Below are 25,380 nucleotides of genomic sequence, written 5' to 3'. Positions count from 1 at the left end.
TAGGAAATTCCCATCAGAGCGGGGGTTCGAAAATCCAATAATGAGTCCGGCTGCTTTTTGGATGTTACTTAAGTGATGGGGCGAGAAGCGATGTTCAAAGGCTGCTTTCAATCTAGAGGAGACCATGATTTGTCGGGGCCGCTACGGAAGGAAAGAAAATAGATGGAAATTGTAACGCTAATCCAGTGTGGATATCGCCTGAAATCAATCTAACTGGAAAAACTAACTCTAATAGAGGGGATATGCTGGATATCAGCCAAAATACGTAGAATTAGCATGAGGAATTCCAGCTATAAGACTTGGAACGCTATTTTCGGAGTAACTAACTTGACATTTTCCTGATAATTGCACGGAGTGCGCCAGACTGTCATGCAATGCCGTAACCGCACCACGAACCATGAGCCACGAACCATGAACCACGAACCACGAGCCACAAGCCACGTGCCACTAAACACGAACCACGAACCCGATACCCGCGATGAGCACACGCTGGAAAGCGACCTCCTCTTATTCATCACTAAGAATACACAAGAATGTGCAAAAAAGCCTTCAATTATTAAAGTGGAATGAGGGCTCTATCCCCAGAAGTGTGTTTAGTCCCCCGATGTCTTTAGGCCAAGCGGACTTGAACCCGTTTTCAAGTAATTAAGAATGACTAAAATTCTTTCAAGTGGTTAACTGCCTTATCCAAGAATTCCGGTTTGCCGTAACTTCCCGATTTCAAAACGATTAGCATTTCATGGCCCAGGGACAGTCCCGAGGGGACACCCGTTTCGATTTCCTTTAGCACGTAATTGCCGGTGAATCCAAGTTTTCTGCTGACCGTACCCGATGTATCTCCACCTGCTACAACCAGGCGTCTGAGTCCTGTGTTATCCACCAAACGCTTAGCCACTTCAGCCAGAGCAGCGGAGACCAGTTTACTCGTAGCGAGAGGATCCATTCCTTGTTGCTCACCCAGCGCCTTTGTTTGCTCGACGACCTTGTCGCTATTATCCGCCATAACCAGTACATCAAAGCCGGACTCGAGAAGCGGCTGTGCTTCGCGTATGACTCGCATGATTTCCTCTTCCCGATCGGAGCTGAAAATGCGGCGAGAATCCAAGATGATAACAGGCTTTCCGATATGAATGAAATAGGCGGTTTGCTGCAGGGTGTTGGGAGTCAAACTTCCAGAGATCACCAACACGCCGCAACGATCACGGATTTCCAGTCCATGAAGCGGGTTATCTGTCTGAGACGCTCCCATGAATTTGGGAAGTTCTTCTGCGATGGCCGAACTCCCAGCGATGACTTTGAGGTCGCTTACAGCCTCTGCTATGATCCTAAGATCCTCCTGCGTCTCGCCGTCGATGATGCAATAGATACAGCGATCTTTCAGGCGATCGATCATCTGGCGTAATTCCTCGGCTCCGTTTCTTACGGTATCGATAGAAATGGATTCGACTTGGCGGGACGTTTGCCGCTGAAGGATTTCCACCAAGTTGGATTGCAGCATGGGATGGACGGGATCCCGTGAAAATGGCGTTTGTTCGAGCAAAACCCCATTCACTTGGTGAATGGCATTCCGCGTGGTTCTGCCGTTTTTGGGAAATGCCAGGATAATGACCGCGAAATCCTCACCTGTGGCATCCATCATGGCGTCCAGTTCTTTCCCCACGTTACCTCGGAAAACGGAACAGGTTTTATTGAAGAAGGTCGTACACCCCATCTTCATCAACTGGTTCGTCGCCTCAAACACTTTGCGGTAGCTTTCTTCCGGGGAATCCAACCGACTGTCCGTGTCCAGGATCAGTACGTCTGAGGCCCCGTTCTCCATGGTATACGCGTGCTCATTAAAAGTAACGACTTTAGCGGTATATCCGCCGTTTACGAACATAATTCCAATATCGTTTGCACCCGTCGTGTCGTCTGCTACGACTCCAATCATATATGCCCACTCCTTTGCACAAGTTGTTTCTCCCTATAGGAACAGTTCCAGCGGACTTACCGCTGCAACTCGATTTCCGGGTCAGCGGTTAATCCCTTCGACGATGGCTTGCGAAATCTCGCTCGTCAGCGTAGTTCTGCCTAAATCCTTCGTTTTAACACCTTCAGCCAACGCAGTAAAATGCAGTTTCCATCGTTTGAGAGCCGGAGTTGTGAGGTCCCATGATCTAACCGTGAGCTAGATTCAAGGCTTCTTTCGTTACTTGCAGGATGGGATAGCCGTTGGGTCCTACTTTGCTGCCGTAGGAGCTGCTTGATATTCGGAAGCTTTCGCTTACGCCCTAGGGCAAGGAAGGCGATCCCGGCATACCGGTCAATTGTTTTGTTCAATCGACTTCTTCTTTACCTTTCGAATTTGTACCGCTTTCAAGCGCAGGTTTCTTTCTCGGCTTGTATTTGGAATCTTCAAGAAAGCTTCTTACCGTTGTCTTCGGAATTTGCTCCATGGCGATCCCCGACGCTCTGGCCATTACGATCATACGGCATGCCATTTCCAATGTTTCCAGCCGCATTTGAACCTCCTTGACGGAATCGTCATAGACGACCACGCCGTGGTTCCGCATGAGAATAATGTTGGATTTACGAGCTTGCTTCTCAATGGAATCCGCCAATTCATGCGTTCCCGGATGCATATAATCCACATAGGCGATGTCTTCGAGATAATACATAGTTTCGATGAACAACTCCGACACGATCGGAATATTCGAGCATGCGAGAAGCGTGGTATAAAAAGGCGACGAATGCAATATGGCATTCACGTCCGGACGCTGCCGATAGATTGCCACATGGAACGGGGTTTCCTTCGAAGCCTTGCGGCTGCCGGTATATGTTCCCGTACCAATGTGGTATTCCACGAAACTTTCCGTATCAAGTTCCCCCATATAGGTGCCTGATGCGGTAATCAGCATTTTGTCTTGATCCAATCTTGCGCTCATGTTGCCGGAAGTACCCCAGGCCAATTGATTGTTCAACAAATAACGGCCTGCTTCGACGAGTTGCTTTCTTACATCCACTAGAACCATCTGCCTCCATCTTAGATTGACTGATCTTAGCTGTAGTGTATTATAATCGGTTTCAAAAAAATAATAGCGATATTGAATAGCGGATCATAACCAAAATCTATTGTAGAAACACGTTCATTCTTACGGATTAAGCAGAGTTGTCCATTCCATTCTTCTATGATAACGATTGATTCTTGTTACTTTCATTAGCCGATTTTGCCTGAAGGTGCCAGTCTATCTCCCTGCCCCGGAGCCAGACGGTTACACCTCTTCCGTTTTACAGGAACTGCCCAGAACAGGCGACAGGCGCCTCAGTCTCTGCAGTGCCGTAAGGATAAAAAAACTTCATCCTCAAATCACGCCCGATTTTCGCTTACATTCTCATCCCCCACATGCGAGCCATTCTCTTTCTTTATATCAGATTATGTCAGGTCACGAAAATCCACACTTTCCACAAACTCAACAAACGTCCGCAATACATTCAACTTTAAGAAATCGTCCTGGTAAAACATCCAGGTTTCACGCTTCAGTGGTACTCCATCTTGATCGGTAAGATCTATCGTATGAAGTCCGACCGAATCGTCCAGCACCGATCTGGCGAGAATTGCGTAACCCAAACCATTCAAAACCATTTCTTTGCAAGTGTCGGATTTGTCAACCTCCATACCGATGTATGGAGGAACGGAATAATTTCGGTACCACCACTGGTTCACCCATTGTCTAAATTTGTTATCCGCTTGATATACGATTCTCGGTAATCGAGGAAGATCATTCAGGTGAATCGGTATGCTGCTCGCGACACAGAGGTTCTCCTCGGAGATCAAATGTTTCTTGTCATTCCATTCGTAATTGCCTCGGATGAAAGCGACGTGGACTTCTTGGTTATACACTAAGTTGTAAATTTCAGAACCCCAGCCGCTTTTCACTTGAAATTCGACATTCGGATACCGTTCTTTGTAGAGCTTGAGAATACGGGGCAACTTAAACCTTGTAAAGTAATTGGAGGCACCCACCCGTAAAGTGCCGGTAACTGTCTTTTGCATGTTCGAAATCGTATCTTTCATTTGCCGGTAACGTGTCAGCATCTCCTCCGCGTATAGAGCCATATACTCCCCCTCCGGAGTAAAATGGACACCTCGGCGCCCTCTCTGAACGAGTTGAACTCCGAATTCGCTTTCGATCTGCTGGATCCGTTTGGTGAGTGCCGGTTGAGAAATGTACAGATTTTCGGCAGTTTTCGTGATGTTTTTTTCCTTCGCCAACACTTTGATGATTTCCCAGTCGGAAATGTCCATCGTTTCACCTCCTAACGCAAAAAAGCGCGGAAGAGAAGGATCCTTCTCTTCCCAACGCCTTATTTATCTTTCGCGATACCGAGTTTTTCATAGGTCTTCAGATAAGTGGCATCTTCCTTTTCCAGATACTTATAAAATGCGTCACTGCCAAGATATCCATTCTGGAGACCCACTTTCTGGAGTTCTAATTTCCATTGTTCGGTTTCACTCAGTACTTTTAACTTTTCATTCCAGTATGCCTTGGCTTCGTCAGACATATTCTTCGGACCGAATATCCCGCCCGCGCCTGCCGTCACAATCATCGTGAAGGGCTTTTTCGAATAGGTGCTCTGCCCCCAATCTGAGTTAGTGCTTTCAACACTTAAATCCACTGTACAACAATTCTTTGAAAAGTTGAAATTCACAGAAATTATTTCTGTCGATAACTTTTTTATATGGTTGGTGTTGCATGAAGTTTGACCTTGAGCATTTGAACGATCGCGGCGGTTAGTTCGGTTGTCGAAGCCGTACCGCCCAAATCGGGAGTCAGCGTTTTCCCCGAGCTTACGACCTCGTGGGTAGCCTCGACGATCGCCTTCCCCTCGTTCGGATAACCGAGATTGGAAAGCATCTCCGCGCCAGAAAGTACTAACGCAATCGGATTGGCAATGCCTTTTCCCGCTATATCGGGAGCTGCGCCATGGGAAGCTTCGTAAACCGCGCAATTCTCACCTATATTAGCACCCGGAGCAAGACCAAGAGATCCCACCAGACCGCCAGCTAAATCCGAGAGAATATCCCCGTACTGATTCGACGTTACGATTATATCAAATTTCGACGGATCTTTGACCATAAAATAACAAGTCGCATCCACCATGAAATCTTCAAAAAGGATATCAGGATACTCGAGTGCCACTTCACGACAGCACTGCAGAAATAGGCCGTCTGTATAACTTAGTGCATTGGCTTTGTGAACGCAGGTTACCTTCTTCCGTTTGTGCTTCCTTGCATATTCGAAAGAAAACCTGGCCACTCGCACGACGGCTTCGCGGGTTGTCAGCTTGATCGCTTCAGCAGCGTAATCGCCGATCTTATGTTCTAAAGCGCTGTAGACGTCTTCGGTAATCTCACGCATGATAACAACATCAAGCCTCTCGAATGAGCCGGAAATCCCTTTGAAACCCCGAATGGGTCTGGGTGCGACGAACAGTTTGAGTTCCCGCCGTATGGCATTGTTGATCGACGGATAGGTGATTTCAGAACCATCCGGCTGTACACAATTGATTCGGCCGGCTTGCTTCTCCACGATCAAAGGTCCTTTGATCGATACTTTTACTTCTTTGATCATTTGAATGACTTCTGGAGCAAGTGGATGCCCATAGCGCTCCAGCGATTGCTGCGCAGTCGGGATCTGAATCCACTCAAAAGGTAATCCGGTAGCTTCCAGCACTTCCAAGGTAGCTTTCGTAATTTCCGGCCCGATGCCGTTCCCCTCAATTACACCGATTTTCAGCATTTCGTCAAACCTCCATGTTCAAGATGATGTTTTCATCTTAAGAATAGAGCTTCCGCGAAACAAAATAAAATATGGATAACGAATCGCCATCCATAGGATTTTTGCATACCTTGCCTTTTTCCACAAGATGTTCCCCATTTCGTGATATCGCGGTGCTTCCCCTCCTGTTTCATTCTTATGACAAAAAATGAGTATAACCATCATATAGGAAACGACTGGTCCTATCCGAAAGTCTTGAAAACAAAGAAGAAAAACCCTCCGCTCATGCATGAACATAAAGCGAAAGGGATTCGATTGTTTCGAACCGTAATACTGACCCGACTTGTAATTATTTTTCTATACCTAGTCTTTTAATAAATGCAACAGAGCTTGCAGATGCTGAACGGCCGATTTCGCTGCCTCGAAACTGTCAGGCTTTTGACTGATTTCCATTGTTATATAACCCGAGTAATTCAAGGATTGGAGCATACGTAAAACTTTCAAATAATCAAAACTGCCTTGCCCGGGAGGCTGCCGATCTGTGTCGGCCGCATGGACATAAGTCAACAGCTCTTTCCCATCCCAAAAACCTTGAGTGACAGAGCGGTCTTCCTCGTTCATGTGATAAACGTCAAGCATAAGCTTTAAATTCGGTATTTGCAAATCATGGATAAACTGAATCGTTTCCTTGGTTGTATTCAGGTTATTTACGTTTTTTTTATTTTGCGGCTCCAGTGTTACTCGGATGCTGTATCGCTCGGCATGTTCGCAGATTCGCTCGAGACCTCCCCTAATCCATGATAGGGATTGTTGCGGCTGATGTATATCTAGATCACCTCTCAGCTTGCCTATGCTTACCTGAGACCCAAAAAGCGAAGCAAATTCAACGATTTCCATTGCCCTATTAACGGCTGCTTCACGTACAGCGGGATCTGCAGCTGACAAAGTAAGTTTGTCCTCGCTTACTACAGGTCCGGTTCCCACAGCAGCTACTTCCAGGCCGTGTTTGTCCAGTTGCTTGGTGAACCGTTTAACGTCGAAGTCCTTTGGATTACGAACAAAAGGCTCAATTCCCTTATAGCCGAGTTCCTTCAAAAGGGGAAACACATCGTCCGCCTCACCCCGATATCCGAGAATTGGCAAGGTAGTTTCAGGTGTTGCATACGGATATGACCACTTCAAACGCAGGCCCTCCTCTTTATTTGTGATGCTTTCATTACAGATCATATATTCTAGATAACCCCAGTAATTAAACAAACGATAAGCATGACGATTGTAGTACCGATTGCCCATTTCATCGTAAAACGTTGATGATCACCGAAGTTTACTCCCACAAGACCGACAAGCAAATAAGTGGAAGCAACTAGTGGGCTCAGCAAGTGTACGGTTTGTCCGAGTAATGAGGCTCTGCCAATAACCTCTGCAGGGATTCCATATTTCGCAGCCGCCTCTGCAATAATAGGAAGTATTCCGAAATAAAATGCGTCATTGGACATAAAGAAGGTAAATGGCATACTTGTAAGCGCTGTTATTATAGCCAAATAATTCCCAAGAGAGTCAGGTATAAGGGCAACCACTGCATGCCCCATAGCATCCACCATCTTAGTTCCAGATAAAATTCCTGTAAAGATTCCAGCTGCGAAAACCATGGATCCTACAGCAAGCGCATTACCTGCATGACTTGCGATTCGTTTTTGCTGATCTTTCAGGTTAGGGTAATTGATTGCCAATGCAACCGCCGTAGCAATCATAAACATTACGTTAAGCGGCAATACATTGAAAATAAGACCAACCAAAAGTGTAAGGGTCAGGAGGAAATTAAACCATAACAGCTTTGGACGGCGCAGCTCGAAAGGCTGCAATGCCGCTGTCAGTTCTGCGTTAAGGTGAGACTCTGTGTCAAATGCACTGTCTAACTGGATAACCCCAAGCCTCTTACGCTCTTTTAACCCAAAGTGATAAGCAACTAATAGCGAATATGCAGCAGACGCAATCAAGGCAGGTATTAAAGGTGTGAACACCTGGGATGACTCCAGGTGCAAGGAACTCATGACCCTTGCGGTTGGACCTCCCCACGGAAGAATATTCATTACACCGTTACCCATCATCGCAATACAAGCTAAGATCAATGGATTCATTTTAAGCTTTTTGTATAGAGGCAGCATGGCAGAGACCGTAATCATAAACGTCGTCGCTCCATCCCCGTCGAGAGAAACAACAAGGACTAGAACAGCAGTACCCACAGCGATTTTTAACGGGTCTCCTTTAACTAACTTTAGAACCTGGTTAACAACTGGATCAAACAATCCCGCATCAATCATAATGCCAAAGTATAAAATACCGAATATTAACAAAACTCCCGTCGGGGCAATGTTTTTTATTCCGGCTGACATCATATTAGCCAAGTCAGGGGCGAACCCTCCCATTAGGGCGAACACAACAGGTACAAGAATTAAAGCGACTAACGCTGAGAGCCTTTTGCTCATAATGAGATACATGAAGACCGAAACCATTAGAAAGCCTAATATAGATAGCATTGGTGATTTTCCTCCTAAACGAATGTGTTTTCAAAAAATGGCCAAAAGGCGGAGCCTTTTGATATAAATGTCTTTAAAGCGTTTTCAACTTTTTAATAGAACCGCTTGCACCTATTAACATCCAGCAATATCGCCTCATACCATACCTCATTCGCTCTATGGATCATCCACTTCTGTATAAAACGGATTAGCAATGTAATCCATAATAATTCCAATTGTATCCGTTCTATTTTGCCATTATATCTTCTTTAGTCATGGCAAGATAGCAAGGACAGCATAGCTTTAACGTTTATTTCCGGACTGGTCAAAATCGGAATCGGCTGCTTAGTTATTTTCTTCAAAGCACGAACCATAGACATTTGCGCAAGGACAATCACATCGCAGCGACTTGCCATTTCATACAGATACTGCCCGATCAGTTCATCATGCTTAGGCTGGTTCCCTTGCTGCAACGCTTCGAACGCTTCCGTCAAGACAACAGTTTCGACATTTACTTTAGCACCTTGCTGCTCGGCTATCTCATGAATTAACATTGTTGTTGTCGGACCGGCCGCCCCGACCGTAGCAACCACGCCAATACGCCTGCCCAGTTTAACGGCATGCTTAAGCATACTGTAATCAGCACTTAGAACCGGTTTACTGAAGAGGTGCTTAATTCCTTCCACATGCGGAGTAAACGATGAACAGGTAAGCATAATCCCATCCGCACGGCTGTTTTCCGCTCGTTCCATTAACGAAGCTAATTGCCTGACCATGGCTGGAGATATGACTCCCGTCTCGTTCAACTCGGAGATCAATCCTTCGTCCATAAAATGAAGCAACTTGATATGCGGTGCATATTCCTGAAACGCCTCTACAATAGGCTGAACCGAGTTCATCGTAGCATGGATAAGTGCTATACACGTTTCCTTTTGATTCAAAATTCAAAACCCCCTTATTACTCAGTATTTTTTGAAGATTTATTTCATGAATTAATTGTAGCCGGACTTGTATAAAAGCTAAAATTCGAATCTTGGATAGGTAATCATAAAAAAATCGTATATTACTTCTTTTATCGCAATTTTCTACATAATAACTAAGGCTGACCAATTAACGCAAAATTTGGAGACGATGCTCTGTACGTTGTAAAGCGAATTATTAAGCAGTTATTATCCTGAATTGGAGAGTTCCGCTCGCTGAAAATATGAAAAGGGCTCCGAATCTTTGGTAGAATGGTGTTTGACTAGAACAACATCATCCAAAGAAAGGAGCACCTTTAAGGTAAAATCTACCACACCCGTCAGCAAAATCAAGAGCGAATTCACGCTGCACAATGCCACCAGCTTCGGCAGTGTCAAGATCTTTCTGGCTTATCTCGAAAAAATCAAAATTCCACAAGCGTTGCGCAACCTCTCCCACGGAAAAGCCCACAATTGCCTGTTTCCCTTTCATCGCAGGTTGGCCATATATCAAGCTCAGGTTTCTTAATTAGAGAGAAAATGAGTAAACACAGTAGTTCAAAACAATAAAAATTTTCATAATTGTTGAGGCTATCGGCACTGCGGAAATGTATATTTATACAATATGGATATCCGGCTGCATACAAATAGATGCCTCCAACCCTCCCTGCAAGGTGGTTTTGGAGGCATTCTTGTACGGCTTGGAATTGACTTTCTCCCCTCAACAATCTTGGATAGCTCTTTCCAGCAGCCGAATTCACTGCGGGTTTAAACCGCACTTGCTATCCTTTCACCGCTCCGGCTGTTATGCCTTGGATAATATACCGCTGCATGCACAGGAAGAAAATAATGATCGGTATCACGGCCATCGTCAGCGCAGCCATAGCCAGGTGCCACTCGTTTGTGTACTGCCCGAAATAAACCGATGAGGCAAGCGGAATCGTTTGATTTTTCTTGGAGCTTAATGTAATCAACGGCAGCAAAAAGTCGTTCCATATCCAAAGCGAATTGAGAATCGCAACGGTTGTTGTAATCGGCTTTAGAAGTGGAAGTAAGATGCGGAAATACACGCCAACGGTTCCGCTGCCATCGATCAAGGCAGCCTCCTCAAGCTCTCGCGGTATGGATTTGATAAAACCATGAAACAGGAAAAGCGCGAACGGTACGCCAAAGCCCCAGTACATAATGATGATGCCGTACAGTGTATTGATCAGCTTCAGCTCTTGAGCCACCTTCACCAACGGTATCATCATCGTCTGGAATGGGATCACGAGTGAGGACAGAATGACAAGAAAGATAATCTGGCTAGCGAGACCGGGGCGGCGCACCAATTGGAAGGCAGCCGCAGAGCTGACGAGCAAAATACCGGACACGGCGATCACCGTAATAATAAGCGAGTTCATAAACACGCCAAGAAAGTTGATTTGCTTCCATACAACCGCAAAATTTGCAAACTGAAATACATGAGGCAACGCCAATGTCGAGGTTGCAACTTCATTGTAGGTTTTCAGTCCATTGATAAAAGTGATATAAAGAGGGACAAAGACCAGCAAGGCAAGCAGAATCATAAGGACTTCAATGATAAGCTTACCGATGGAATAACGATCCTGATTCACATCTCCACCTCCCTGCGCTTCATCACAGCCACCTGGATGAGCGTAATGGAAGCCAGCACCAGGAAGAATACGACAGACTTGGCTGCTGCATACGTAAACAGGTTTTTCGTGAATGCATCCAAATAAATATGAAAGGCAAGCGATTCCGTTGTACCGAATGGTCCGCCTTTGGTCAAAGCGAAATTAAGATCGAATCCTTTAAATCCGCTGGAAATAGCGAGAAACAGATTGATAGTCATCGCAGGACGAATCAACGGCAGAACGACATGCCAAAACCTTTTAATACGCCCGGCTCCATCAATCTCTGCAGCCTCCAGCATATCTTTGGGAACACCTTGAAGGGCTGCCAAATAAATTACCATAAAATATCCAGCGGAATGCCATACCGTAACGAGAACGAGCGACCAGAAGGCTTGTTCAGGCAAGCTGAGCCAGTTTTTTTGGAACAGCAGCCAGCCTGTTGATTTTCCGATCTCACCAAACAGTCGCACGATGATAAACTGCCAAATAAATCCGATAATGACCGAGCCGATCACGTATGGCAAGAAAAATATGGTACGGAGCATATTTCGGGTTTTAAGCGACATGTTCAGCACCAGAGCCAGAAAAAGCCCGCACACATTCAAGCATATTGTCGTCGCCAATACATACTTAAAGGTAAAATAAAAAGATTTAAAAAAACCGCTGTCCTGTAAGATTTTTTGATAATTTCCCCATCCGGCCCAACGGATATCGTTGCTGATTCCATTCCAATCCTGAAACGAATACATGATCGCCCGCAGGAACGGAACCAGAATAATCACTGCGAAAAAAAGGATTGCCGGAGCCACAAAAGCTGAATATATGAACAATTGTCGGGTTTTCATTTTCATTATGGGCTGCTCCCTTTCCTTTCATGGTGTAGGTTGATAAACATGGTGCACAGCCTCGTTTTGAAAGCCATGCACCGCGTCATCTTCCGGAAAGGTTATTTTTTCACTCGGTCCGTCCAGATTTTTTGAACTTCAGTCAAGGCCTGCTCTTTGTTTAACTGACCGCCCACATAAGCTTGCAGCGGCTTGGCAAACTCTTGATTGGAACCGGATGGCCACAACGTATGGGCCCATGGGATCGTTTGGTTTTTCTCAACATATCCGCTCAAATCCTGAGCGAGCGGTCCAAGGTCTGGAGACGTTTTCAAATCTGTAAATGCGGGAATGAGCTTGAAGGAATCAACCAAATATTTTTGTCCATTCGTATGGAGCCAAGTCAGGAATTTTTTAGCCTCATCCAGATTCTTGGAATTTTTGTTCAGCACGTAATATCCCGGTACGCCTACAGGTAATTTCGTGTCAGAAGCATTGTCATTGAGTGGAATAGCGAACATACCGATTTTGAGGTTCGGGTTGATCTTTACAATTGAATCAATCGTCCAGACACCTTGCTGCATCATGGCTGTTTTACCGGTGGAAAATTCCGACACCTGATTATCGTAGCTAATACCGACCGATTCTGCGCCTTTGCCGTATTTGACCGTCATATCCAGTACATCGAAAAATCCGTTCATGTTAGCTACATTGTTGACTTTAGCTTCGCCTTTGTTGATTTTTTGAATCATTCCTATAGGATCTTTCTCATAGGCGTAAGGCAGATTGAACAAATGCTGGCCGAGTATCCACCATTCCTTATATCCTTCCGAGTAGGATAAAATGTTCGCAGCCTTCAGCTTCTCGTTCACCTGCTTCAGTTCGGCAAGCGTTGTCGGCACCTTATCGATGCCTGCTTTGACAAACAAATCTTTATTGTAGATAAAGCCGTAGCCTTCAAAAGCAACAGGAAAGCCAAGCTTTTTGCCGTCTACCGTCATTCCCTCTACAGCCGAAGGAGATACCTTGGACATCCACGGTTCGTTCGACAAATCCGCTATTTTATCTGACCAATCCTTAATATCTGTAAACGCCTTGGACATAAAAATATCTGGAGCATCGCCTGAAGCGAATCGGGTTCTTACAATTGTATCGTAATCAGAGGTAGCCCCGCCTTCAATGATGACATTCGGGTTTTGTGCCATGTAATCAGCGGACATCGCTTTAACCTTGTCAGTAATCTCCACTTTAAACTGCAGCAGCTTGAGCGTCACCTTTTGCCCGTTTGCGCCGCCTGTTGCAGGTTGTGTGCTCGTTCCAGAGTTGGAACCTGTTTTAGACCCTGAATTACTTTGCGGCTCATCTCCACCAGCGCAACCGACAAGCGAAGTCAAAAGCAGTGCTGCAACGGTCAGCATGGAAAACTTCTTTTTCATAAATCCTCATTCCCCTTATAGTCAATTTTTGGTTCCCCTCACCAATTAGTCTATAAGTTTGTCTTACGGAACGGTAGAGATTATTTTCGCCAAAAAAAGGAATCTATGAATCTCGCCGCTGCTTCCGGTACTGCAGGGGAGAAACCCCGGTTTGCTTTTTGAACACCTTGCTGAAATAATTATCATCGGTATATCCCAGAGAACCAGCCATCGTCGATACTGGCATATCCGTATGGAGAAGGAGCGACTTGGCTTTTTCCATCCGCAACTCCGTCAAATACGTCATGAGCGTGGTATTGTACAGCTCCTTAAACTTTTTGGCGATGTATTGCGGGCTGAAGCGAAATCGTTCAGACAGCATCGACAAGGAAAGCTCCTCTTGAAAATGGCGTTGTATATAATCGTAAATCGCTTGAATGCCACGGTTGCCGGCATTCCCGTTTCCTTCCTCCTCGATCAGCATCCAAAACATTTGGACCAGCTGCTTTTCCCACTCGTCCAAATCACTTATCCATTGCGGCATAAAAGCATCAACCTCTTCGTTGTCCGATTTGTGCAGACGTCCTGCCTGTTCCAACAATAAGTTGGCTTCCATCGTGTAAGACTGCAGCTCCTTCAAGCTAAGCTCACCCCGTTCCCGCAATGCTTGTGTAAAAGAGCGGATGATGTCCGCAACGTAGGCTTTATTTTCATTTTTCAAAGCGGATTGCAGCAAGATTTGTTGTGCTGTCAACCGGGGAGCTTCCTTCCCTGACACCACCCGACTGCCAGAATTTAGCAGATTGCATTTCAGCAGCGCTGTACGGGCCGCGCCGACCGCAGAAGGAAGTGTTTCCACGGATGCTTCCGTATCGCATAAGCCAATAAGCACCTCGAGCCCCAACGTGTTTCGCCAGGCTTCCTTAATTTTGTCCATACAGCGCCTGTGCTCGCCCGAAGTCAGCCTAATGCTCCCCTCTGCTGCGGTTATCAGCAGCCATTGATACCCATCTAATCGGCACAAATAGTGGGAATTATACAGCTTTAAGGTTTCATGGGTAATATTGTTGACCGCAAAGACGAAGAGCTCTCCATCTCCAAAAAACCTTCGTTCGATAAGTCCCATACGATTGCGAGGCAGCACCAATGCTACCCTCAACTGTTCCATGGGCAAGCCGATTTTGAAAAACAAGCTCCGGATTCCTTCGTGCAGCGCGGTCTCGCCAATGAAATAGGAAGCCAATTTCTGCTCATCCAGCAGTGCGTCCGCCTTGCGTATGCGATATTCGGTTTCCCGGTTCTCACAAAGACTGCTTTCCTTCTGCTGCCATGCTGTAACCGCTCGTATGAGCGCTTGCTCCAGATCACTTTTGCTAAAAGGCTTCAGCAAATAATCCACACCGTTCGCCCGGATCGCCGCTTGCGTGTACGAGAAAGCGTCATAACCGCTGACGACAATTACCTGGGTGGACCAGCCTTCCTCACGGAGCAGCCGCAACAGCTCTGTTCCTTCCATATTCGGCATACTCATATCGCAAAAAAGCACTGCCGGATTGTGCAGGCGGATCAATTCAAGCGCCTGCTGCCCATCCTCTGCCGTCAAGCGTTCGGTAATGCCGAACTTATCCCAATCTATAGCTAATTCTATACCTTCTCTTACATGCTCTTCATCATCGGCAATCAATACTTTCATATTTAATTCGCCTCCTTGTTTAGGCTGTCAATGGGAATTTGGAGAGAGATCACTGTGGCTTCATAAGGTGCGCTTTGAATATCCCAATCGAATCCTGGATCGTAATGAAGACGCAGTCGTGTGAGTACATTGATCAAGCCGATCCCACCATCCTGACCGGTATGGAATTGGTGCTTGGCATACTCCTGCTTGATTCGTTGTATCATCAACGCGTTCATTCCCTTTCCGTTGTCCATTACACGGATACAAAGCTGCTGATCTGTCTCAATCCCGATGTGTATGGTGCCGGAGCCTCGTCCCTTTTCAAAGCCGTGGATAATACTGTTCTCCACCAAAGGTTGCAGGATCATCTTCGGCACATGCATGCTCATTGCATCGGGTGAACAGGACAGAGTGTACGACAGCTTGTTTTTGAACCGTCCCGTCTGCAGTGACAAGTAATGCTCGATGTGTTGGATCTCTTTTTGTAGAGGCACGGTCTCCGTCTGCAAATCCATGCTGTAGCGCAGAATAGCTCCCAGCTCGGCAATTTTTTCGCTGACCTCTACCGAGCCTTGGCGAAGGGCGAGAGTGCCGATGGACTGAAACGTATTATATAAAAAATGCGGATTGATCTGGGCCTGCAGCATTTTCAAACGGGCGGTGGATAGTTCCAGCCGATTCCGGTACTCCCGATTCATCAAGTCATCCAAATTCTGTACCATTGATTGAAAACGATGCTCCAGCACACCCAACTCATCCATACGTCCGGTTGAAGGCCCTATCTCAAAGTTTCCGGTTTCCACACGGGCAATGCTACGAAGAAGCCTTTTTACAGGAGCAATGGTGAAATAGGATAAAATCGCGGCCAGTATGAGCACAAAGACCACAGCAATGAACTGAATGATTAATGAACGGCTTAGTGTCTGGACAGCGGATTCATTCACAACTGTTAGCGGGACGAATTTAACTATGGTGAGAGGCAAATCCAGATAGTGGTCTCTCACATAAATATAAATCCCGCTGCTGCCTTTCCACTTCCCGCTGATCGAGCCCCTATCCCCAGGAAGCTCCGGCATTAGACCTTCGCCAGCTCGTTCAGCAGGTACATCAGCCGAGGAATATAGAAGTTTCATGTCTTTTTGCATATACAAAAAGACATGTTCGCCTTGATGATGCGCAGGAATGGTTAAAGGTCGAAGCCTCTTCTCAATCTCACTGAGACCGGCATAAATCGATACCATTCCCAGCACCTCGGAATGGGGATAATCGACAATCGGTTTATGAAAGGCAAGCGATAGCTCACCTCCAATCTTGTTCACTTCATACCATCTGGCATAATCCATAACTTCACTCTCATTTTGAGGTATCGCTGTACTGGGAAGTACCATATTGACTCCAACCCGGGCAATATCCGCGTTCACGATCGTTTCCCCGGTCAAAGCGCTCACGTATCGTACTGCGCGAAATTCGGGACGGCTGTTGTAAATGTTAACTAGTTGACTGCTTGTAGCCATCACATGGGCAGGAACAATTTCCCGCGATCTCAAATACCGCATTAGCGTCTGATCATAGTAAAAGGAAAGCGATATATGATTCAAATCATTCAAATACTGCTTGATATTGTCCATTCCGCTATCCATCGTGCTCTGATTAAGCTCGATCACCTGACGCTCCATGGATCGTGAGGTGGTTTTGTAAGAAATCATCGTAGACAGCGATAACGGGATGATTACTGAGATGAGCATACCGATCAAGAGTTTAGCAAACAAGCTCCTTTTTAGCCACATATAAAATCGCCCCTGTTCATGATTGCTTTCCATTCCATGACTCCATACTGTAAATGTCTGCTTATTCATATTAACATAATTTATGAAAGCGGATACACACCTCTTTTTCCTACATATCAACAATCCTGTTCCAATTAATCAAATTGCACAAAAATAAATACAAGTAATCCAATGTGAATTTAATAACTTAAATAGAGTGGTCTTTATGATCTTATTATTCCAAGAAGTTGCTATCGGCCTATTGATAGTTGCAACTGTAGGTGTAGGATAATCTGCACGACAGGCTGGCGATCGCAAGTAATTCTTTTCATAAGGCGGGACGATTACGTTCCATCTAGCACAAAAAAATCTCCCTTTGGAATTAACCAAAGGGAGACTTTGCATTTCATTACTTATTTAACGCCTTAATAAAGTTTGTAAATATTGTAGCAACACTTGCCCTATCGGCATTGGCCTTTGGTGCAAATGTGTTTTCACCTACACCGCTTATGATACCGTAGCTTTGGATCTGTGTCACAGCATCTTTCGCCCAATCACTCACTAAACTTGCATCTGCAAAAGCTGGCTGGCTTTTGCTTGCTAGCTTAATGCCCTTATATTTTATATAGTTATTCAGCATTACAGCCATTTGCTCACGAGTGATTTGTGCGTCAGGATCAAATTTTCCATTATTTACGCCTGAAACAATTTTCTTATCCGCTGCCCAAGCAATTGCCTTGCCATACCAAGCATTAATGTCAACATCTGTAAACTCCGATGTTTTGTAGCTTGAAAGGTCTGCTCCCACTATATTTGCAATTACCATTGCAAACATGGCTCTTGTCATTGCCATATTTGGTGCAAACTTCCCATCGCTTACTCCACTAAAGAACTGGCGAGCTGTTACAAAATCTACTGCCTCTGCGTACCACTGTGTGCTTTCGACATCTGCAAATGTTACTTTATTGTAGCCAATAACAAACCTTGAGAAGTGGCTGAGTGTCATCTTTACTGTACCTGTCACAGCATCAAATCTACCCATTACAGTTTCAAGCTTTCCGTTATTGTCCAAATAATATACTACAATTGCGTTTGCACTTTCTCCTGCTTTTAATGTATATGGAACTACTACTGTTGCATAACCGCCGTCGAAATTTGATATCTTATCACTGCCGCTTGTTACAGTAAAATCAAACACCGGTCTGTCCGCAACCTTTTCTTTGATTGCCGCAGGCACGGAAAGTGTACTCGTATCTACAGCACTTACTGAAACTGTTACATCTGCCTTGGCTGCTCCTGCAATTGTTTTTAGAGCCTTATTATCAAAGGTGATTGCTGCAACTGGTGTTGCAATCGTAAGTGATTCTATCTTGGCTTCGGCTGCTGCTCCCACAGATATTTTTGGAATAGTCATTTCAACTGTCTTTGCAGCTGCCGGTGCTTCTACCTTGATTTCAACTGCAGCTGCCGCGCCACTTGCTGCTGCCGCAAATGCAATTGCATCTGCTACTGCTTCTTCTGTTACTGTTGCAACAGCTGTGTTGCCTGTAGTAGTTTGTTTAACTTCTGATGCAACTGTTATTCTGCTTTCTTCCGTTTTTGAAGATTCTGGTTTTGTTGTTATTGTTTCATTGTTATTGCTACTATTGCCACTACTGCCACTCTTATTGCCACTTTGGTTACTTCTCGGTATGTTTTCATACTCAGCCTTCAATGTAACCTGGCTTGTCGGCATCGCAAATGTAAATGGATTTGCTGTATACTCTCCAGCCGCAAGACCTGTCGCTGTCCATTTTACAAAGCGTTGTCCGACTGGAACAGAAGCATTTACTGTAACTTGAGAATCCTTCTTAATCTGAGCAGGACTGTTTACCGCAGTTCCATCTACCTCAATTGTTCCTCCATCTACAGTCAGTGTAGAAACAACCCTATCCTCAACAATCAAAGGTATTGTGTATGCAGTGGAATTCAAGTCTGCAAAGGTTATAACAAGATCATACGTCCCTGGAACTAAATTATCATACTCAGGAAGTTTATTTATGTCGTCATAAGCAATTTCAAGCCGATCCTCAGGTGCACCATAGCCTGTGCTTGGGAACCAATAGCCGCCGGCGGCATCAAGAACCAGTGCATTATTCTTCATGATCTTTACGCTTTTTACCGCTTTCCGCCAGTTTGCCGGTTGAATTCCTAAAGATCCTTTTCCAAAGTCTACCGTTACCCATATATGTGCTTCAACAGCCCTGTTGTAATAGGCACTTGTTGAAACCAGGCTTGGAGCAACACCGGAAATGGAATCGGAAAGCTTGAAGGTGACGTCAATCGTGTGTACGGCTGTAACATTGTCAAAGATATACTCGCCTGCCGCAACAGCCGCAGTGTTTCCGACTCCGTCAACTTTTACGGTGTCAATTACAAAATATTCGTTTGGAGTGAATGTAAACTTTTGACTCTGTCCACGCTCGACCAAAACATATCCGTTTGGAGAAATTGTCCCTCCCGAACCTGCCGATGCAATAACAGTAACGAAATTATCTTCATCTCCGCCACCAACATCAATAACTCTGGGTAGGGGTACGTTGTTAGTTGCATTCCAATCCCAAACACTAGTAAAGTCCCATCCTAAAGCCTCGAATGTTGCTTTTTGTGTAAAATCGGAGGCCGTCTTAGCAGTAAACGCAGTGGCGATTGAACTAGGAAGTCCACTTGTACCTAACTTGTTACTATTATAGTAGTTGATTTGATCCTTATCGATAATCGGCCTGCTGCCTGACCAATAGCCTGCTATTTTACCAGGTGTAGCCCCATAAATTGCATTGGTCACACTATTGCCATTAAAGGTTTGGAGCAGACTACCACTTGATCCGCCCATATCACCAACAACAGCACCGTAATATTGACCTCCGGTAAGCCCTGTGACAGTACCCGCAACGTAGTTATTTAGAATAATTTTCCCAGTTTTTTCATCCTTTTGGGTAAGAGGCGAGGTCCAATTTGTACCTCCAATCAAGCCCCCAACCGTAGTTCCATAAACCGCTGCGGTTACGGAGGAATTTTGCAAAGTGCCCGCATGGAGCAAACCTACAATACCGCCTGTATTGCTGCCACCGGTTACTTTCCCATCCACATAGCTGTTTTCAATAGTGCCAGTGGAAGTCCCAGCAATGGCACCTGTGCTGCTGCCGCCGGTAATATCTACATTTACTAATTTAAGATTTGCAACTCTGCCGCCTGTGCCTATATAAGCAAAGAAGCCTGTGCTTTTGTTGCTGCTCGCTAATGTCAAATTTCTTATTGTATAACCATTTCCATTGAATGTTCCTAAAAATGGAGCTGGAGAAGTACCTCCGCCGATCGCTGAAAATGTTACATTACTCATATCGATATTTGCAGATAATTGGTATTTTCCGTCAATCGGATAGGCGGTTGTGCCAAACCCATTTGAAAATGCAACCAATTCACTTGCTGTTCCAATTTTTACAACTGCTGTGCCACTGCCGGCAAGAGGTGTGACTTTCGCTGTGGCAGTGCTTGTTACGGCTCCGTTATAAAAACCTGTTCCCGTAGCAACGGTGCGCAAATACATACCTACATCCGCTTTTTTGATCGTATATTTCGATGATATTTCTCCTGCAATCGTTGTCCACGCCGTGCCGTCCGTTGAGCTTTCCCATCTGAAAGCAGCTGTAGCGCTTGAAGGCGTAACGGATGCATTCAGGGTTTGTCCTTCTTTTGCAATCCCTGCAACGGCAACACCTGTTATCGTCAACTCGTTGACGTCTTGTGGCACCGATGGATAAGTCCATGCTGACAAATTGGGAGTACGCGGTTTGTTTGTAACAAGTGCGTTGCTATCCCCGTTTACCAGTGTTCCGTTGGCATCAAAGCCCTTGCTTGTCACTCTGATTTCCGTTGGTGAAATGGAAACATTTGAAAATCCGGGTCCGATTGCCCTTACATCTACATAAGCGACGTTTGCAGGATCTTTTGTGTAATAAGTTCCGCGTCTGTCATTATTACCAGAATAGCCCGTGATATAGGTTGTTCCGTTGCCGTAAGCCTGTGGATCAATGTTTGCGCCATTCGCATATAACTTGGTACGGACATAGACATGGTCGTGACCCGCAAGCACCACATCAACTCCAGCTTCATCAAAAGCGCTTGTCCAGGAAGCTACTGGATTTGCCATACGATATCCGAACAGAGATTTGTGTATAACAGCAACACGCCACTTTGTAGGGTTTTGTTTAACGACGGACTTCATCCAGTCCTGCTGAGCTTTTATTTGAGAAGCACTGTTTTGGTCCTGATAATCCATCATCATGAAAAGCGTATCGCCGTAAACAAAATAGTAGTTGCTTGACTCAAACTGCATTTTGTCCATACCCGCTACCATTCTTTGAGTACCGTCGCCGCCACCGTAAAATGACGCGCCGTTTTTAGGCGGATTGTAGCGTCCCAAAAGGTTTTGCAACGTTGGGTCCACCGGTGCCCAACTGCTGTTCGGCGCCCAGCTGTTGCCTGCACCGTCATACTCATGATTTCCTGTCCCCAAATACAGGGGCACACGCGCGAATGTATCGGCATTGGCCTCAAAAAAACCATTCCATTCCGAGGTGTCGAATCCATAGGTAACCTGGTCGCCCGAGCTCAGAATAAAAGCAGCATTCGGGAAATCAGTAAATGCTTGATTGAGAGCTTTGTTATTGTGATTGACAGTAGTGTTTGCTGCGTGTACGTCAGTAACCCAGTTAAAATTAAATGTATTGAGGTTACTGGCAGGAGTTCTAAAACTGGCCGGCGATCCTACGTTTGTAACATTCATTGCACCGTCACCAACGCTGTATACATATTCCGTATTAGGATCAAGTGTGGCCGTTTCCGCCTTATGGCTTTGTACCGGCGCAACAGAGTACGCGGTCCCCGCACCATTATAGTTAGCTTTTGAAATGGCGCTTGAAAGGTCTACCGTGTTATTTGTTCCCACAACAACATTTGTAAACTTTTTGCCATTGCTTTCAAAGTCTGACTTTTTAGCATAATAGAGTTGCGTTGTCTTCGTTGTTACTGGCGTTACCCAGTTAAAGCGTGCAATATATTTGCCTGACTCTTGATTAAATGAGTCTAACAAGAATGTTGTGGAGGTAGGCGCTGTACCGCCGCCTGTCGGCTGGGTGATCTTATCCCCTGATTTGGTAATGGTGAATGTATCAATGACACGGAAAGGATTTTCAGAGCCTGTAGCTTTATAGTATGCTTTATAGGTTATCGCATTGCTCGTAACCTCCACCTTGCTGTACATACCTGGTGAATAGATGGCCCCGCCGCCTGTACCCGTTTTATTGATGCGAAGGTCATAAAAAAAATCATTCCAGGAAGTGTCACGGCTGTCCAGACTGTAACCATAATTGTAAACCGATCCGCCTATGACATAGGTAGGCGCTTCGCCGAATTTTGCTTTTTCAAAGCTTCCTGTGCCTGACGCAGTAGAAGTTGTCTTTAGAGTGGTTCTAGCATAGGCATGCTCATGACCGTTGAATACCAAATCTATGCCTGCATCGGTAAGTTTTTTACCTGTTACATTGTCGATTTGATAGTGACTTGAACCTGGGTCATAGGGTGGAACATGAAGATATACAATTTTCCACTTTTTGGATGTTACTGCGGCCTCATCGGCCAAAAATTTCCATTGAATAGTATTGTCAGCGGAAGAAGCAAAAGAATTAAGAGAGATAAACAAGGCGTCTCCATACTCAAAGGAATATACGGTTCCATCACCAGCTGAAGACAGACCGTTTGGTTTCCGTAAAGATGTATGGTTAAGTCTTGCTTTATACTGTATAAAATCTCTGTCATAGGATGCACCGTCATGGTTACCTGGGGTTGCCATGATTGGTAACGTATCTAAAAGGTTTTGAGCCGCATCAAAGAAATACTGCCATTGGTCAGAAACATGTCCATCCTCTACCACGTCACCCATATGAAGAAGAAACGCAGCATCCGGTTCATTTGTCTTAATATGGTCGTATAACTTAGCTGTATTGTCAAACGCGCTTACAGATGTCCCCTGTGTATCAGGGGTGATAACGAAAGAAAACGGATTCTTGCCGTTAGGATCGACAGGAGCGGTAAAGCTAGCGATAGCGCTATATCCGTTACTTGCGTTGCCAACTTTATAATAATACTTGGTTTCAGGAGTAAGATTCTGAATAATAACATTAAAAGAATGAATAGCTTTAAATTGAGTCCGATTATTCTCCGGAAAAATATCTGTGGCAACTGGAGCAGTCATTGTGGCGCTTTTTATTACACCATCAGCCAGGTTAGGTGATGTACCATAAATAATTTCTGAAGTGTTCACCGTCGGATCAGTTACCCAATTAAAACTCATTGCCGATTTACCTAATTCTGCGCCTCCTGCTAAACTGATTGCAATTTGTGACGGTTTTGCCGCAGGTGCTACCGCCAATGCTGCCATTGGCGGCACAATACAGGAAATAGCTAAAACCACGGCTAAAATTGCTAAAACTAGTTTTGATGATTGTTTTTCTCTGTTCACTCCAAGTAAAACTCCTCTCATTTAGATCTATGACCATTATGTTTGCAATATATTAATTCTAATGCACTTTTACGTTAAGGTTTTGTTAAGGTGAATTTTAGGTCAAAACGAACCACTTTAAAATTGGGATCCTGTTGACGGTTCCAACACTCTTCATTCGCTTGTCAAAATACCCCACAAAATCCCTGGATGTTTACCATCTCACGGCTCAACGGGTCAATGCCCATATATTCCATCGTTATACTTGTCCAAGGTGTGGAGACCGATAGCGTTGAGTATTCATCTGACAGTTTTCCAAGCAATTTAAACACAGATTGCTGCTTCTTCATATGTTTGGCTCGAATGTTATGCAACTTTCGAAAGACAGGATTTGTTGCAGTGAGTACGACCGTCGCTTGATGCATATATCACAAATTGATGACAACAAAAAAACATGTCCTAACAATTGGACATGTTTATGAAATACGAATTATTTACTTGAAGACATTTGGAAATTGATTAACGATCCCGTTTGTAAAAGCATCTGCCATCTCCAGGGCCTGTTTCTCAATCCGATCATATGCTTCGATATCGGATTTATATTTTTTAGACAGCCTGAAAACTGCTTCATCCTTTGTCATTCGCAAATGCTCATGGAGCATATTCATCAAAGCCGATTTAGGCCAGTTCGGATTGATACGGTTCAGGAACACAGCAATTTCATCCGCATTGGCATACCATTTTTTCTCAGCTTCCGCAGCTGCTTGTTTATTGCCAGCTTTGGCAGCTTTAACAAGTTGTGCTGCCAATACAAGATGCTCTTTAAATAAATCGCTGAATCGTGCAGCTATCTCTTCACCGTAGTAGCGTTTAAACACAATCGCCATATCAGGCGGATTGCGGAGGAGGCGTTCAGTAACCGGTGCCTCATCTGGCAAACTCTCTGCAATGCTTATGATTAGCATCCTCGTCCAAGCAACGTGTTGTTCCCAAAGCGTTCGAAATACTTGGTTTAATTCCGCTTCTGCTTTACTGATACAAGCAGAATTTTGTGGTGGAACAGATTCATTTCTCAAGAAGGGCACAGCTGGGTGTGCATAAGGATTGAAATTATACTGACCACTGTTTGAGTGGAATGGGTGTGTCACCGAATAAGTATTTATAGGACGAAAATAAGATTGAAACGGTGGATCTGGTATCCACGGTGTTGAATAATACATATGCATGGTTCCTCCCCAAAATAGTTATTCACCTATATACAGCATATGAGAAGGAGTTCTTATTTGTTTGGGCCTTTGACTACGCTGTTGATGCAGGAGTTGATTGTACTTGTGAGAAAATACTACTTCATCAAATGAAGATTCAAATATTCCTTGCAGAAACCTCAAAAATTGGCCGCCTGGTTCTAGAGATCAGGTGGCTCAAAGCAGAGTTTCTCCGAACTTCAAATAAGACAACCTCCTAAGTTCCACTCGGAACATAGGAGGTTGTCTGCAATCTGACGCTGCTTATAGGAGCGGCGCTTTTGCTTACATCTAAAGTCGCATTAAACGTATACCTTCTAATAAAACTAGCCGTTACTTAAGATAAGGTTCAGCGTCAAGCTAAGATGAATCTATACCCCAAACTGGAAAAATAAGCTATCCTTTCTATATCAAGCATAATTCCATAGAAAGGATGGTTTGCCATGAATTCTATTCCACTTTCTATCAGCGAAGAAATGCATTTACTAGCCCAACAGCTTCACCATCATTTTTCTCCTACCCAACTCGAGGAGCTCGCTAGAAAAGCCGACTTCGTCCAACGAAAAAGCAAATATACCGCGCAAGATTTGGTTTCCTTATGTGTATTTTTAAATGATCATGTATCTGTGACTCCCCTCGCACGATTATGTAGCCAACTAGATGCTTCCAATCAGCTTTCGATGAGCGCAGAAGGATTGAACCAGCGGTTCAATCCTTCTGCAGTTGCCTTCCTTCAATCCCTTTTTTCAACGCTTCTCCATGACCTGTATTCCCTACGCTGGCAAATCGAGATTTTATTTAAAACGTGGAAATTTATCTTCCATATTGACCGATGCAAGCCGGTCAAAACCGAACGTTTTGAATGTCATGTATACGGGCAGTTGATCGCCATTTTGCTTAGTTCTTCTCTCCTGTCGAGACTTTGAACTTTCTCAACAGCCTGTATAGTCTTAGACTATCGCTGTTTCATTTAACTAACGTTCTCCGCGTTTCATCGCTGAACCTCCACCAGACCGTAGCGGCATCGCCCTTCTGATTGGCTGCCTT

Annotated in this window: 15 protein-coding genes and 2 pseudogenes; 2 read left to right on the top strand and 15 right to left on the bottom strand. The window is 44.9% G+C overall.

The features are described from left to right. Window positions 1–655: 655 nt before the first annotated feature. From ACFQ0C_RS30415 to ACFQ0C_RS30380, 8 genes are all read right to left on the bottom strand, one after another. Window positions 656–1,930 (bottom strand): four-carbon acid sugar kinase family protein, encoded by a 1,275-nt coding sequence (locus ACFQ0C_RS30415; protein WP_379372388.1) that lies wholly within the window; start codon window positions 1,928–1,930, stop codon window positions 656–658. A 385-nt stretch (window positions 1,931–2,315) separates the two neighbouring features. Next, window positions 2,316–3,002, bottom strand: coding sequence for a class II aldolase/adducin family protein (locus ACFQ0C_RS30410; RefSeq protein WP_379372385.1), 687 nt, complete (start codon window positions 3,000–3,002; stop codon window positions 2,316–2,318). Window positions 3,003–3,412: 410 nt separating this feature from the next. After that, window positions 3,413–4,285, bottom strand: a complete 873-nt coding sequence (locus ACFQ0C_RS30405) for a LysR family transcriptional regulator (RefSeq protein ID WP_379372383.1) — start codon at window positions 4,283–4,285, stop codon at window positions 3,413–3,415. 59 nt (window positions 4,286–4,344) lie between these two features. Beyond that, the gene (locus ACFQ0C_RS30400) at window positions 4,345–4,656 is read right to left on the bottom strand and encodes a hypothetical protein (RefSeq protein WP_379372381.1); all 312 of its coding nucleotides are present in this window, start codon (window positions 4,654–4,656) and stop codon (window positions 4,345–4,347) included. A gap of 59 nt (window positions 4,657–4,715) precedes the next feature. Beyond that, window positions 4,716–5,780, bottom strand: coding sequence for an isocitrate/isopropylmalate dehydrogenase family protein (locus ACFQ0C_RS30395; RefSeq protein ID WP_379372379.1), 1,065 nt, complete (start codon window positions 5,778–5,780; stop codon window positions 4,716–4,718). 342 nt (window positions 5,781–6,122) lie between these two features. Further along, window positions 6,123–6,941 (bottom strand): sugar phosphate isomerase/epimerase family protein, encoded by an 819-nt coding sequence (locus tag ACFQ0C_RS30390; protein WP_379372377.1) that lies wholly within the window; start codon window positions 6,939–6,941, stop codon window positions 6,123–6,125. A gap of 50 nt (window positions 6,942–6,991) precedes the next feature. Further along, a complete protein-coding gene (locus ACFQ0C_RS30385) occupies window positions 6,992–8,296 on the bottom strand; it encodes a CitMHS family transporter (RefSeq protein WP_379372375.1) in 1,305 nt (434 codons plus the stop codon). 248 nt (window positions 8,297–8,544) lie between these two features. Continuing rightward, a complete protein-coding gene (locus tag ACFQ0C_RS30380; RefSeq protein WP_379372373.1) occupies window positions 8,545–9,216 on the bottom strand; it encodes an aspartate/glutamate racemase family protein in 672 nt (223 codons plus the stop codon). 298 nt (window positions 9,217–9,514) lie between these two features. Here ACFQ0C_RS30380 and ACFQ0C_RS39170 point away from each other — a divergent pair. Further along, window positions 9,515–9,736 (top strand): annotated as a pseudogene (locus ACFQ0C_RS39170) (hypothetical protein); the annotation flags it as partial. A gap of 280 nt (window positions 9,737–10,016) precedes the next feature. On the opposite strand, the gene ACFQ0C_RS30370 reads toward ACFQ0C_RS39170, so the two are convergent. The 7 genes from ACFQ0C_RS30370 to ACFQ0C_RS30340 all read right to left on the bottom strand — a co-directional run bounded on the left by ACFQ0C_RS30370 (window position 10,017) and on the right by ACFQ0C_RS30340 (window position 24,309). Beyond that, on the bottom strand, window positions 10,017–10,850 hold the full coding sequence (locus ACFQ0C_RS30370; protein WP_258214389.1) for a carbohydrate ABC transporter permease: 834 nt from the start codon (window positions 10,848–10,850) through the stop codon (window positions 10,017–10,019). Next, entirely contained in the window at window positions 10,847–11,722 is an 876-nt protein-coding gene (locus tag ACFQ0C_RS30365) for a carbohydrate ABC transporter permease (protein WP_379372369.1), read from the bottom strand. Before ACFQ0C_RS30365 ends, ACFQ0C_RS30370 begins: the two co-directional genes overlap by 4 nt. A gap of 95 nt (window positions 11,723–11,817) precedes the next feature. Then, window positions 11,818–13,131 (bottom strand): ABC transporter substrate-binding protein, encoded by a 1,314-nt coding sequence (locus ACFQ0C_RS30360; protein WP_379372367.1) that lies wholly within the window; start codon window positions 13,129–13,131, stop codon window positions 11,818–11,820. 103 nt (window positions 13,132–13,234) lie between these two features. After that, the gene (locus ACFQ0C_RS30355; RefSeq protein ID WP_379372365.1) at window positions 13,235–14,803 is read right to left on the bottom strand and encodes a response regulator transcription factor; all 1,569 of its coding nucleotides are present in this window, start codon (window positions 14,801–14,803) and stop codon (window positions 13,235–13,237) included. A 2-nt stretch (window positions 14,804–14,805) separates the two neighbouring features. Next, window positions 14,806–16,572: a cache domain-containing sensor histidine kinase gene (locus ACFQ0C_RS30350; protein ID WP_379372363.1), complete on the bottom strand. Its 1,767-nt coding sequence runs from the start codon at window positions 16,570–16,572 to the stop codon at window positions 14,806–14,808. A gap of 388 nt (window positions 16,573–16,960) precedes the next feature. After that, window positions 16,961–23,110 (bottom strand): metallophosphoesterase, encoded by a 6,150-nt coding sequence (locus ACFQ0C_RS30345; RefSeq protein WP_379372361.1) that lies wholly within the window; start codon window positions 23,108–23,110, stop codon window positions 16,961–16,963. Between the two features lie 473 nt (window positions 23,111–23,583). Beyond that, window positions 23,584–24,309 (bottom strand): LysM peptidoglycan-binding domain-containing protein, encoded by a 726-nt coding sequence (locus ACFQ0C_RS30340; protein WP_379372359.1) that lies wholly within the window; start codon window positions 24,307–24,309, stop codon window positions 23,584–23,586. Between the two features lie 467 nt (window positions 24,310–24,776). Between ACFQ0C_RS30340 and ACFQ0C_RS30335 the strand changes: the two are divergent. Next, window positions 24,777–25,256 (top strand): annotated as a pseudogene (locus ACFQ0C_RS30335) (transposase); the annotation flags it as partial. Window positions 25,257–25,380: the final 124 nt, after the last annotated feature.

The sequence above is a fragment of the Paenibacillus sp. GCM10027630 genome (assembly GCF_042676305.1).
Taxonomy (GTDB): domain Bacteria; phylum Bacillota; class Bacilli; order Paenibacillales; family NBRC-103111; genus Paenibacillus_S.
This window is presented reverse-complemented; position numbering and strand designations above follow the sequence as displayed.

Bases quoted from the DNA above. Each gene is read 5' to 3' on its own strand.
- ACFQ0C_RS30415 (WP_379372388.1), bottom strand. From the start codon at position 1,930: ATGATTGGAGTCGTAGCAGACGACACGACGGGTGCAAACGATATTGGA.
- ACFQ0C_RS30405 (WP_379372383.1), bottom strand. From the start codon at position 4,285: ATGGACATTTCCGACTGGGAAATCATCAAAGTGTTGGCGAAGGAAAAA.
- ACFQ0C_RS30395 (WP_379372379.1), bottom strand. From the start codon at position 5,780: ATGCTGAAAATCGGTGTAATTGAGGGGAACGGCATCGGGCCGGAAATT.
- ACFQ0C_RS30385 (WP_379372375.1), bottom strand. From the start codon at position 8,296: ATGCTATCTATATTAGGCTTTCTAATGGTTTCGGTCTTCATGTATCTC.
- ACFQ0C_RS30365 (WP_379372369.1), bottom strand. From the start codon at position 11,722: ATGAAAATGAAAACCCGACAATTGTTCATATATTCAGCTTTTGTGGCT.
- ACFQ0C_RS30360 (WP_379372367.1), bottom strand. From the start codon at position 13,131: ATGAAAAAGAAGTTTTCCATGCTGACCGTTGCAGCACTGCTTTTGACT.
- ACFQ0C_RS30355 (WP_379372365.1), bottom strand. From the start codon at position 14,803: ATGAAAGTATTGATTGCCGATGATGAAGAGCATGTAAGAGAAGGTATA.
- ACFQ0C_RS30350 (WP_379372363.1), bottom strand. From the start codon at position 16,572: ATGTGGCTAAAAAGGAGCTTGTTTGCTAAACTCTTGATCGGTATGCTC.
- ACFQ0C_RS30340 (WP_379372359.1), bottom strand. From the start codon at position 24,309: ATGTATTATTCAACACCGTGGATACCAGATCCACCGTTTCAATCTTAT.